The sequence below is a fragment of the Streptomyces sp. NPDC031132 genome (assembly GCF_055570595.1).
Window position 1 is genome coordinate 108,987 of record NZ_JBVIGX010000022.1, and the last position, 12,056, is coordinate 121,042.

General features: G+C 69.1%; 10 protein-coding genes and 1 pseudogene. 9 read left to right on the forward strand and 2 right to left on the reverse strand.

Translation table 11 applies throughout. The features are described from left to right. Window positions 1-9 precede the first annotated feature (9 nt). Entirely contained in the window at window positions 10-1,023 is a 1,014-nt protein-coding gene (locus tag ACZ49B_RS27305; RefSeq protein ID WP_468310920.1) for a LacI family DNA-binding transcriptional regulator, read from the reverse strand. Between the two features lie 229 nt (window positions 1,024-1,252). Between ACZ49B_RS27305 and ACZ49B_RS27310 the strand changes: the two genes are divergently transcribed. The 9 genes from ACZ49B_RS27310 (at window position 1,253) to ACZ49B_RS27350 (ending at window position 10,994) form a co-directional block, all read left to right on the forward strand. Further along, window positions 1,253-2,545: an extracellular solute-binding protein gene (locus ACZ49B_RS27310; protein ID WP_468310922.1), complete on the forward strand. Its 1,293-nt coding sequence runs from the start codon at window positions 1,253-1,255 to the stop codon at window positions 2,543-2,545. Further along, window positions 2,538-3,530, forward strand: a complete 993-nt coding sequence (locus ACZ49B_RS27315) for a carbohydrate ABC transporter permease (protein WP_468310924.1) — start codon at window positions 2,538-2,540, stop codon at window positions 3,528-3,530. The genes ACZ49B_RS27310 and ACZ49B_RS27315 overlap by 8 nt, the downstream gene beginning before the upstream one ends. Beyond that, window positions 3,527-4,357: a carbohydrate ABC transporter permease gene (locus ACZ49B_RS27320; protein WP_468310926.1), complete on the forward strand. Its 831-nt coding sequence runs from the start codon at window positions 3,527-3,529 to the stop codon at window positions 4,355-4,357. The genes ACZ49B_RS27315 and ACZ49B_RS27320 overlap by 4 nt, the downstream gene beginning before the upstream one ends. A 93-nt stretch (window positions 4,358-4,450) precedes the next feature. Next, a complete protein-coding gene (locus tag ACZ49B_RS27325) occupies window positions 4,451-5,794 on the forward strand; it encodes a glycoside hydrolase family 30 protein (RefSeq protein ID WP_468310928.1) in 1,344 nt (447 codons plus the stop codon). Between the two features lie 29 nt (window positions 5,795-5,823). Next, complete coding sequence (locus tag ACZ49B_RS27330) at window positions 5,824-6,882, forward strand: endo-1,4-beta-xylanase (RefSeq protein WP_468310930.1); 1,059 nt, start codon at window positions 5,824-5,826, stop codon at window positions 6,880-6,882. After that, window positions 6,879-7,925, forward strand: coding sequence for a Gfo/Idh/MocA family protein (locus ACZ49B_RS27335; protein ID WP_468310932.1), 1,047 nt, complete (start codon window positions 6,879-6,881; stop codon window positions 7,923-7,925). Before ACZ49B_RS27330 ends, ACZ49B_RS27335 begins: the two co-directional genes overlap by 4 nt. After that, on the forward strand, window positions 7,922-8,782 hold the full coding sequence (locus ACZ49B_RS27340) for a DUF6807 domain-containing protein (RefSeq protein ID WP_468310934.1): 861 nt from the start codon (window positions 7,922-7,924) through the stop codon (window positions 8,780-8,782). Before ACZ49B_RS27335 ends, ACZ49B_RS27340 begins: the two co-directional genes overlap by 4 nt. Then, window positions 8,779-9,522, forward strand: a complete 744-nt coding sequence (locus ACZ49B_RS27345) for a cupin domain-containing protein (protein ID WP_468310942.1) — start codon at window positions 8,779-8,781, stop codon at window positions 9,520-9,522. The genes ACZ49B_RS27340 and ACZ49B_RS27345 overlap by 4 nt, the downstream gene beginning before the upstream one ends. Further along, window positions 9,522-10,994 (forward strand): non-reducing end alpha-L-arabinofuranosidase family hydrolase, encoded by a 1,473-nt coding sequence (locus ACZ49B_RS27350; protein WP_468310936.1) that lies wholly within the window; start codon window positions 9,522-9,524, stop codon window positions 10,992-10,994. Before ACZ49B_RS27345 ends, ACZ49B_RS27350 begins: the two co-directional genes overlap by 1 nt. Here ACZ49B_RS27350 and ACZ49B_RS27355 read toward each other — a convergent pair. Beyond that, a pseudogene (locus ACZ49B_RS27355) lies at window positions 10,978-11,772 on the reverse strand (alpha/beta hydrolase family protein); the annotation flags it as partial. The gene ACZ49B_RS27350 and the pseudogene ACZ49B_RS27355 sit on opposite strands and share 17 nt — an antisense overlap. Window positions 11,773-12,056: the final 284 nt, after the last annotated feature.

Genomic DNA, 12,056 nt, shown 5'->3' on the forward strand with positions numbered 1-12,056 from the left:
CGGATCCGCCTAGGAAGGGGGCGGGGCGGTGGAGAGCCGGACCTTGAGCTCGGTCGAGAGCTCCATCCGGGGGCTGACCAGGGACTGGCCGTCCAGGAGCTGGAAGAGTGTGCGGGCGGCGAGCCGGCCCATCTCCTCCAGCGGCTGACGCACCGTCGTCAGTGGCGGGGACAGCCATTCGCACATCGGCAGGTCGTCGAAGCCGACCACGCTGAGGTCGTGCGGGATACTCAGTCCGACCTGCCGGGCGGCTTCGTAGACGCCCATCGCCTGCTGGTCGCTGCCGGCGAAGACGGCGGTCGGCGGCTCGGGGAGGGCGAGCAGTTCCCGGGCGCGCTGGAACCCGCCCTCGTGCCCGAAGTCGCCGAACCGGATCAGGTCGCGGTCGACCTCGATCCCGGCCCGCTCCAGCGCGGCGCGGTACCCGTCGATGCGGGCCTGGCTGCAGAGCATCTCCTTGCGCCCGCCGATCGCGGCGATCCGGCGGTGCCCCAGCTCCAGCAGGTGTTCCGTGGCGGCGAGGCCGCCCGCCCAGTTGGTCGCGCCGATGCTCGGGACACCGTTGCCCGGCAGGTCGATCGGGTCGATGACGACGAGTGCCACCCCGGCCTGTTCGACCTGGGCGCGCTGGGCCTGGGTGACCGACGCGGTGACGAGGATGACGCCGTCGCTGTGGTGCAGGACCGGCAGTGCGGCCCAACTCGAAGGCGTGGCCTCGCCCGGCGGGACGAGCGATACGACGGTGCCGACGCTGCGCTGGGCGCACTCGGCTTCTACGCCGCGCAGTATCTCCACTGCCCACGCACTGTCCAGACCGCCGATGATCAGGTCGACCAGACCGGACCTGCGGGCTCTGGCCTGCGCGCCGGGGTGGAGGTAGTTGTGGGAGCGCAGCAGGCTCTCGATCCGTTCGCGTGTCGCGGGTGCGACGTCGGAGCGGCCGTTGACCACCTTGGACACGGTGGCCTGGGAGACCCCCGCCTCCGCGGCGATGACGGCCAGGGTGGGGCGCTGCTCGCTCAATTCTCTCCTCCGCGCTGACGCTTTGTGTGAGCGACATGTATCGCAAACTTTCGAAGAGTTTCCGGTCGGCGCGACCTGGTTGTCAAGCCATAAGTCGGCTGCTGCGGAGGGAAATTCGGTAAGAAGGCTTGACCGGGGGGCTTCCCGTTCCTAGTTTGTGGCAGCACCAATTCGAGAATGTTACGAAACATTTTCGAAGCGAACCGGCATTCCCCATCCCGGAGGTCCCATGGCCAGCACCCCCCCGAGTCGACGAAGCTTCCTCGCGCTCTCGGGCCTGACCGCTCTGTCCGTCTCGCTCACCGCGGCCTGCGGCGGCGGTGGCTCCGGCTCGGGGTCGGCGGCCGACGGCAAGGTGACCTTCGCGTGGTGGAACATCGCCACGACGGAACCGGGCAAGTCCCTGTTCCCGCAGATTTCCTCGGCGTTCACCGCCGCTCACCCGAACATCACGATCAAGACGACCTCGTTGGAGAACGAGGCGTTCAAGTCCAAGCTCACGGCCAACACTTCATCGGGCAAGCTCCCCGACGTCTTCCAGACCTGGGGCGGCGGCGTCCTGCGGCAGCAGATCGACGCGGGGCTGGTCGAGGACCTCACCGAGGCGCTCGGCTGGTCCTCCGAACTCACCCCGGTCTCGCTGCAGGCCTACCAGTTCGAGGGCCGGACCTACGGGGTGCCCTACGACGTCGGCATGGTCGGCTTCTGGTACAACAAGAAGCTCTTCGCCCAGGCCGGGATCACCGCTCCGCCGGCCACTTGGGCCGAGTTCCTCGAAGACGTCAAGAAGCTCAAGGCGGCGGGCATCACTCCGATCGCCCTCGCGGGCAAGGAGAAGTGGCCGGGCCACTACTACTGGGCCTACCTCGCGATGCGCGTCGCGGGCCTCCCCGCGCTGCAGCAGGCCGCGACCACCAAGGACTTCACCGGCGCCGGCTTCGTCCAGGCGGGCACCCACCTCAAGGAACTGGTCGACCTCCAGCCGTTCCAGACGGGCTTCCTCGGCGCCGGGTACTCCACCCCCGGCGGCCAGGCCGCGACCATGGGCAACCGCAAGGCCGCCATGGAGCTGATGGGGCAGTGGGCGCCGTCGGTACAGAAGGACGCTGGCGCGGACCTCGGAGCGGACCTGGGCTTCTTCCCCTTCCCGACGGTCGACGGCGGCGTCGGCCAGGCCGCCGAGGTGTTCGGCGGTGGCAGCGGCTTCGCGTTGCGCAAGGGTGCCCCGAAGGAGGCGCTGGACTTCCTGAAGTTCTTCGTACTGGAGAACGAGTCCAAGCTGCTGGCTTCCAACGGCTACCTGCCGGTGGTCAAGGGCTCGGAGAGCCAGCTCACCGAGCCCAACAGAAAGGTGGTGGCCGACAGCCTGGTCAAGGCGACGGGCTTCCAGCTCTTCCTCGACCAGGCCTACCCGCCCGCGGTGGGTCAGGAGGTCAACGACAGCGTCGCCGACCTCATCGCGGGCAAGAAGACGCCCGAGCAGGTCACGAAATCGATCACCGATGCTGCGAAGGGTGCCTAGCTCCGTGTCCACCCTGACCGAGGAGCGGACGAAGGAAGCCGTGCCGGCGCACCCGCACGCCCGGCCGGCGCGCCCGCTCCTGCGCGGGTCGGGAAGCTGGGCGTCGGTCGCCTGGTTCCTCGTCCCGGCTCTGGTCCTCTTCCTCGTCTTCGTCCTTGCGCCGATCGTCGTCGCCGTCTACACGGGCTTCTTCAAGTGGGGCGGGGTCGGCCCCCTGGACGACTTCATCGGCCTCGAGAACTACGCCACGCTCTTCCGCGATCAGGTCTTCCTCGGCGATCTGAGGCGCGGGCTGTACCTGATCGCCCTGTCGATCACGGTGCAGTTGCCGTTCGCGCTGTTCACCGCGGTCCTGCTCAACCAACGGCTGCGCGGCCGGGCCGTCTACCGGATGCTGTTCTTCGCGCCGTACATCCTGTCCGAGGTGGTCACGGCGGTCCTCTTCACCATGATCTTCCTTCCCGGTGCCGGCATGGCCGACCATCTCGCAGGCGCCCTCGGCCTGGAGGGGCTGCAGGGGAAGTGGCTCGCGGATCCCTCGACGGTCATGCCGACCCTGTTCGTGGTCATGACCTGGAAGTACTTCGGCTTCCACATGATGCTCTTCCTCGCCGGACTGCAGAGCATCCCGAGCGAGGTCCTGGAGGCCGCCTCAATCGACGGCGCGGGCGCATGGCAGCGCTTCCGGCACGTGACGCTGCCGCTGCTCGGCCCGACGATCCGGATCAGCGCCTTCCTTTCGATCATCGGCGCCATCCAACTCTTCGACCTGGTGTGGGTCATGACGGCGGGCGGCCCCAACCACTCGTCCGAGACCATGGCGATCTCGATGTTCCAGTTCGGGTTCAAGCGCTACCAGGTCGGCTATGCCAGTGCGATCAGCGTGGTCCTGTTCATGATCAGCCTGGTCTTCTCCCTCTTCTACCAGCGCTACGTGCTCCGCCGTGACCTGAGCGGGGCCGTCACCTCGGGAGGTGGCCGATGAACGCACGCAAGACGGCACGAGGCCTGTCGCTGCACGCCGTGGTCTGGCTGATCGGCGCCTTCGTCGTCGTACCGCTGGTCTACGCGGTGCTCTCCGGGTTCAAGAGCACCGGCGAGCTGACGACCAACCCGTTCGGGCTGCCCGAACACTGGAAGGCCGGCAACTACACCGGCATTCTCGGCGACGGAATGTTCTGGCGGCAGATCGCCAACAGTGCGGGCATCGCGATCGGCACGACCTGCTGCACGGTGGCGGCCTCCGCGATGGCGGCGTTCGTGCTGGCCCGCTACGCCTTCCGGGGAAGGGAGCTGTTCTACACGCTGTTCACGATCGGGCTCATGTTCCCGTTCGCCGTGGCCGTCCTGCCGTTGTTCCTGCTGCTGCGCAACTTCGACCTGCTCGACAACCCGCTCGGCGTGATCCTCCCGCAGGCGGCCTTCGGGCTCCCCATGACCATCATCATCCTGCGCGGCTTCTTCCGGACCATCCCGGCGGAGGTCGAGGAGGCGGCCGTCATGGACGGCTGCGGCAAGTTCCGCTTCTTCTGGAAGATCCTGCTGCCGATGGCGCGTCCGGCGCTCGGCACGGTGTCGGTGCTGGCGATCGTAGCGAGCTGGAACAACTTCTTCCTGCCGCTGCTGGTGTTCAACGACCCGAAATGGCAGACCATCCCGGTCGGAGTCCAGCAGTTCCAGGGCCAGTACTCGACCGACTACGCGCTCGTCCTCGCCTACATCGTGCTCGCCATGGTCCCCGCCCTCGCGTTCTACGCCGTCGCCGAGCGGCAGTTGATCGGCGGCCTCACGGCGGGCGCCACCAAGGGCTGACCCGCCCCGCGCGACCTCCACCCCCGAGGAGACATTGTGAAACGTCTGATCGCACTGGCAGTCCCATTTTTGTTAGCGCTAACATCGCAGGCCGTGGCCGCCCCCGCCCCCTCGCCCGCGCCCGCCCCCGCGCGAACCGGCATCGACTTCCGCACAGCGCTCCAGCCCATCGACGGATTCGGCTTCTCGATGGCCTTCCAGAGGGCCGACCTGCTGCACGGCGCGCGCGGCCTCAGCCCGGCCAAGCAGCGCGAAGTGCTCGACCTGCTGCTCAGCAAGGACCAGGGCGCGGGCCTCTCGATCCTGCGCCTGGGCATCGGGTCGTCGACCGACAGGGTCTACGACCACATGCCGACGATCCTGCCGACCGATCCCGGCGGGCCGGACGCCACACCGAAGTACGTCTGGGACGGCCAGGACGGCGGCCAGGTCTGGCTCGCCAAGGAGGCCAAGGCCTACGGCGTCAAACGGTTCTACGCCGACGCCTGGAGCGCCCCGGCCTTCATGAAGACCAACGGCAGCGAGAACAACGGCGGTGAGCTGCTGCCCGAATGGCGCCAGGCCTACGCGAACTACCTCGTGCAGTACGCGAAGTTCTACCGTCAGGAAGGCATCGGGATCACCGACCTGGGATTCACCAACGAGCCCGACTGGACGGCGACCTACGCCTCGATGCGGTTCACCCCGCAGCAGGCCGTCGACTTCCTCAAGGTGCTCGAGCCGATCGTCCGCGCGTCCGGACTGAAGACCGGGCTGGTCTGCTGCGACGCCGCGGGCTGGGACCGGCAGGTCGCCTACACCGAGGCCGTCGAGGCCGACCCCGCCGCCGGCACGTCCGTGCGGACCGTCACCGGCCACCGCTACAGCGGGCCGACCGCGGTCCCGCAGCCGACCGACAAGCCCGTGTGGATGTCGGAATGGTCCCCGGACGGCGCCACCTGGAACGAGAACTGGGACGACGGCAGCGGCTACGACGGACTCGCCGTCGCCGCCGACATCCAGAACACCCTGACCACCGGCAACGCCAGTGCCTACGTCTACTGGACCGGCGCGTCCCTCGGCGCGACCCGGGGGCTCATCCAGCTCGCCAACCCCGGTGACGACTACCGGGTGTCCAAGCGGTACTGGGCCCTGGCAGCCTTCAGCCGCTTCATCCGACCCGGCGCCGTCCGCGTACCGGTCACGAAGGCCGACCCGGCACTGCAGATCACGGCCTTCCGGAACGCCGACGGCAGCCGCGTGATCGAAATCCTCAACACCGCGACCACCGAAAGCTCCACCGAGTTCTCCCTTCGCGGCGGGCACGACCGGAACCCCGACGGCTACGTCACCGACGGGACCCGCTCCATCACCCCGGCCGACATCGTCTCCACGCACGGCACGACCCTCACTGCGAAGCTCGCCCCGCGGGCGCTGACCACGATCGTCCTCGACTGAACCGCACGCACCCCGAGGAGTAACCCGCCATGCCCGTACACCTGCCCGTTCCCGTGTCCCGGATCCTCACCGCCCTGTCCGCCGCCATCTGCCTCTCGGCCGGTCTCGCCGCGGCGCCCGCAGCCGCCGAGCCCCGTCCCAGGACGCTCGGCGAACTGGCCGCGAAGCACCACAAGTACTTCGGCTCCGCCACCGACAACCCCGAGTTCACCGACGCCGCCTACCTCAAGCTCCTCGGCAGCGAATTCGGCCAGACCACCCCCGGCAACGCCATGAAGTGGTACGCCACCGAGCCCGAGCGCGGCGTCTTCGACTTCACCGAAGCCGACGAGGTCGTCGCCTTCGCCAAGTCCCACCACCAGAAGGTCCGCGGCCACACCCTCATCTGGCACAACCAGCTCCCCGCATGGCTCACCGAGGGCACCTGGAGCGCCGACGAGCTGCGCGGCATCCTCAAGAACCACATCCAGACGGAGGTCCGGCACTTCAAGGGCCAGGTGATCCACTGGGACGTGGTCAACGAGGCCTTCAACGAGGACGGCACCTACCGCGAATCGCTCTTCTACAAGACGCTCGGCCCCGGCTACATCGCCGACGCCCTGCGCTGGGCCCACGAGGCCGACCGGCACGCCAAGCTGTACCTCAACGACTACAACGTCGACGGCATGGGCCCCAAGAGCGACGCCTACCACACCCTGATCAAGCAGTTGAAGGCCGACGGGGTCCCCGTGGAGGGCTTCGGCATCCAGGGCCACCTGGCGCTCCAGTACGGCTTCCCCGGCGACGTCCGGCAGAACATGCAGCGCTTCGCCGACCTGGGCGTCGACGTCGCGGTCACCGAGCTCGACATCCGGATGGCCCTCCCCGCGACCCCGGAAAAGCTCGCCACCCAGGCCACCTGGTACGCCGACTACGTCAAGGCCTGCCTGGCGGTCAAGAAGTGCGTCGGAGTCACCATCTGGGACTACACGGACAAGTACTCGTGGATCCCCTCCGTCTTCCCCGGCGAGGGCGCGGCGCTGCCCTACGACGAGAACCTGCTGCCCAAGCCCGCCTACCACTCCATCAAGGAGGTGCTCGGCGGATGATCAGGACGGCGATCGTCGGAACCGGCGGGATCGCGGGCACCTGCCACGTCCCGGCCCTCCGCGCGCAGGCGCACCGGGCCCGGATCGTGGCAGCTGTCGACGTGGACGCCGCGCGCGCCGAGGAGTTCGCGGCCGAACACGGCATCCCCGCGGTCTACACCGACCTGCACACCATGCTCAAGGAGCAGAGCCCGGACCTCGTGCACCTGTGCACGCCTCCGTTCCTGCACGCCGAACAGGCCGTGGCCTGCCTGGAGGCGCAGGCGTGGGTGTGGTGCGAGAAGCCGGTGTCCCTGTCGCTGGCCGAGCTCGACCGGATCCGCGCCGCCGAAGGGCACGCCCACGCGGGCGCGGTGTTCCAGCACAGGTACGGCTCGGGGGCCCGCTACCTGCGCCACCGGATCACGGCCGGGACCCTGGGCCGACCGCTCGTCGCGCAGTGCGTCACGGCCTGGTACCGCGACGACGCCTACTACGACGTGCCCTGGCGCGGAACCTGGGAGAGCGAGGGAGGTGGCCCGACCCTGGGCCACGGCATCCACCAGATGGACCTGATGCTCGCGGTGCTCGGCGAATGGACCGAGGTGCGCGCGATGGCCGGCCGCCTCGCACGCGAAGTCCAGACCGAGGACGTGTCCGCAGCCCTGGTCCGGTTCGACAACGGGGCCGTCGCGACGGTCGTCAACAGCGTCCTCTCCCCCCGGCAGGAGAGCTACCTGCGCTTCGACCTCGCCGACGCCACGGTCGAGCTGCGGCACCTGTACGGCTACTCCAACGCGGACTGGACCTTCACCACGAGGTCGCCGGGCGTGAAGTGGGAGCCGCCGGACGACGTGCCCAGCTCGCACACCGCCCAGCTCGCGGCCTTCCTGGACGACTACGAGGCGGGGACCCGGCCCGATCTCGGCAGGCCCACCATGGAACTGGTCACCGCCTTGTACAAGGCCGCGATCACCGGACTGCCGGTCCGGCGCGGGGAGATCGACGCGGCCGACCCGTTCTACGGCTCGCTCAACGGCGGGCGCCCGGGGGTGTTCCGGTGACGTTCGAACTCCTCCAGAACGAGGACTCCCTGACCGTCCGGGCACGCGACGTCGTCCTTTTCCGGTACGTAAACCGGCCGGTCATGGACGCCTTCGAGGCGCCGAAGCCCCACCTGCATCCGGTGCGCACGCTCGCCGGCGACGTGGTCACCGGGTACCGGCCGCACGACCACCGCTGGCACAAGGGCATCCAGATCACGGCGTCGTGGGTGTCGGGGCAGAACTTCTGGGGCGGCGGCACCTACCTGCGCGGCCAGGGCTACGTGGACCTGCCGAACCTCGGCACGATGCACAGCCTCGCCGTGTCCGGCGAAACGGGCCCCGGCCGCGCCGTGATCACCGAAACCCTGGCCTGGATCACGATGGCGGGGGAGCACTGGATCGACGAGCACCGCACGCTGACCGCACACGACGTAGGGGCCGACTTCTGGACCCTGGACGTCACCACCTCGCTGACCAACGTCCGCGACAGCGATGTGGTGTTCGGCAGCCCCGGCACGCAGGGCAGAGAGCTCGCCGGATACTCCGGCCTGTTCTGGCGCGGCCCGCGCGAGTTCACCGGCGGCGAAGTGATCGGCCCCGCGATGGGCGAGCAGGGCGACTGGCTGGCCTTCGTCGGCGCGCACGACGAGGTCGACCGCTCCTCCACGCTCCTGTTCCTGGACGACCCCGACGCGCCCTGCCACTGGTTCGTCCGCAGTGAACCCATCCCGGCCGTCAACCCGTCCCTGGCGTTCGACAAGGAACTGCCACTGGCCCCCGGCGACACCCTCTCGCGCCGCTACCGGATCGTCGTAGCCGACGGCGCGTGGACCGCCGGGCGCCTGTCCCGCCACATCGCGGAACACCCGTGGTGACCCCGCTCCCCGGCGGCGTGGGGATCTCCGGGTTGACCGTCTACGACTGGGAGGCCGCCGACGGGCTGTGCGGCGGCACGCCCCACATGCACCTCGTCTGCTCCGAGGCCTACGTCGTCATCGACGGCGCGGGCAGCGTACAGACCCTCACCACCTCCGGTTTCGACGAGACCCCACTGCTCCCCGGCGACGTCGTCTGGTTCACCCCCGGCACGATCCACCGCCTCGTCAACGACGGAGGCCTGCGCCTGGTGGTGCTCATGCAGAACGGAGGACTCCCCGAGGCGGGCGACGCCGTCTTCACCTTCCCGGCGCCCGTGCTGGCCGATCCCCACGCCTACGGCAGGGCGGCCGGCCTGAGCGGCGACCGTTCCGCGGCCGCCCGCCGCCGCCGCGACCTGGCACTGGAGGGTTTCCTCGCCTTGCGCGAAGGGGGGCTGCGGGAGTTCCACATCGCAGCCCACCGTCTGAAGAGCGACCTCCTGGACGCCTGGCGGATCCGCTGGCGTGACGGCGCCCTCGCCGCAGCCGTCACGACCGGCCGTCAGCTGGAACGGCTGAAAGCCGGAGACCTCTCCCACCTCGACCACGGCGCAGTGTCACGGCTGGAGTGCCCGGAGCACCAACGCTTCGGCATGTGCGGCCTCCTCCACACCCATCCCGTCCCCGACCCCTCGACGCGTCCGCCCCGCGGTCCGTCGCGGTCACCCCGTCCCCACTCCCCGAAGGAGCCCTTCTGATGAGGTCTCGCCCTCCATCCCCGGCCCACCTGAGACGACGCCTGCTCGCCGTCCTCACGCCCTTGCTGCTCCTGGTCGCCTTCCTCGGTGTGCAGCCCGCCGGCGCGGCGGCGGCAGTCGACCCCAACGCCTCGTACGTGCTGGTCAACCGCAAGAGCGGCAAGGCCCTGGACGTCTACAACCTGGCGACCAACGACGGGGCCCGCATCACCCAGTGGACCCGCAACGATCAGAACCAACAGCAGTGGCAGTTCGTCGACTCCGGCGGCGGTTACTACCGCATCAAGTCCCGCCTCTCCGGCAAGGTGCTGGACGTCCAGAACGGGTCCACCGCGAACGGCGCCGCGATCGTCCAGTGGGCCGATGTGAACGGCGCCAACCAGCAATGGCGGCTGGCCGACAGCTCGGACGGCTACGTGAGGCTCATCGCGCGCCACAGCAGCAAGGCCCTCGAAGTACAAGGCGGTTCCACCGCGGACAACGCGAACGTCGTCCAGTACGACGACTGGGGCGGCACCAACCAGCAGTGGCAGCTTGTCCGGGTCGGCGCCGGCACCCCCGGCTCGTGTGCTCTTCCCTCGTCCTACCGCTGGAGCTCGACGGGCGCGCTGGCGCAGCCCAAGCCCGGGTGGGCCTCGCTCAAGGACTTCACCGTCGTCCCCTACAACGGCAAGCAACTCGTCTACGCCACGACCCACGACACGGGGAACAACTGGGGCTCGATGAACTTCAGCCCGTTCACCAACTGGTCGGAGATGGCCTCGGCCGGCCAGAACACGATGTCGAGCGGCACCGTCGCGCCGACGCTGTTCTACTTCGCGCCGAAGAACGTCTGGGTGCTCACCTACCAGTGGGGTGCGACCACGTTCTCCTACCGGACGTCGAGCGACCCCACCAACGCGAACGGCTGGTCGGCACCGCAGGAGCTCTTCTCCGGAAGCATCGGCGCCGGAGCAGCACCCATCGACCAGACGATCATCGGTGACGACCAGAACATGTACCTGTTCTTCGCCGGTGACAACGGCAAGATCTACCGGGCGAGCATGCCGATCGGGAACTTCCCGGGCAGCTTCGGCTCCTCGTACACGACGGTCATGAGCGACACGGTGAAGAACCTGTTCGAGGCGCCGCAGGTCTACAAGGTCAAGGACCAGAACCAGTACCTCATGATCGTCGAGGCTCGGGGTGCGAACGAGCAGCGCTACTTCCGCTCGTTCACGGCCACCAGCCTGAACGGTTCGTGGACCCCGCAGGCCGCCACCGAGAGCAACCCCTTCGCCGGCAAGGCCAACAGCGGCGCCACCTGGACCAACGACATCAGCCACGGTGACCTGGTCCGCAACAACCCCGACCAGACCATGACCATCGACCCCTGCAACCTGCAGTTGCTCTACCAGGGCAAGTCCCCCACCGCGGGCGGCCCCTACGACCAACTGCCGTACCGGCCGGGTCTGCTCACCCTGCAGCGCTGACCTGACCGATCCACGCCGATCTCGATTTCAGGAACCCCAGCCGTGCATCGGCTGGGGTTCCTCCTTTCACGAGCGTTCCTTGGTAGAGCCGCCGGTTGTCCGCACGCTGGAACTCGTGGCCCTCGTTGCGCAGCACGATATGCCGCGCCGGGATTCCCCGTTCGCGCGCGGCCCGGACGAACTGCTCCGATTCCGTAGGCGGCACGTTGGTGTCGTGTTCACCGTGTACGGCGAGGACGGGAGCGCGCAGCCGGCCGATGCGGCTCATCGGGGACAGCGCGTGCAGCAGTTCCCTGTCGTGTCGTGGGTGCCCGTACTTGGCGGCGGCGGACCGGGCGATCCACGGTTCGGTACCCGCGCAGAACGTGGCGAAGTCCGACATCCCGCAGACGGCGACGCCCGCGCGGAAGAGTTCCGGGTGCCACACCAGTGAGGCCGTGGTGAGGCAGCCGCCGTACGAGCGCCCCGTCACCCCCAGTCGCAGGGGGTCGGCATACCTGAGCGCGACCCCGTGGGCGGCGCAGTCGGCGACGTCGTCGATCGCCGCGAACCGGCCGGCGCCGAGGTCCGCGTCCACGAAGGAACGGCCCCAGCCGGAGGAGCGGCGGACGTCGGGGGCGAACACGTCCAGTCCCCTGCCGAGGAGTTCGTGGTAGAGCGGGTCGAACACCGGCCGTTCCTGTTCCTCGGGCCCGCCGTGGAGATGGACCACACAGGGGGCCGGCCGACCCGGATCCCTGTCCGGCGCCCTGTGGTACCAGCCCGCGAGTTCCAGACCGATGAAACCGAGGACACCGACGAGGAGGAAGACCGCTCCCACGACGAGGAAGAGTTTCGGGTGAGAGCGGTCATGACGCTTCGCCTTTGCACCGGGCGGACCGCGGGACACGAGGGAACCGCGTCCACGGCGCACGGGCCTTGTCGCCCCGGCGTCTGCCCTGACGGCGCGCCCGCAGACTCCTGGACGAGGCGACCCGACGTCGCGCACGGGCGGGGTCGGCCCTGCGCCGAGCCCGCCACTCCGGCTCCACTACGGAGCCGCACCCGTGTCACGCCGTCCGC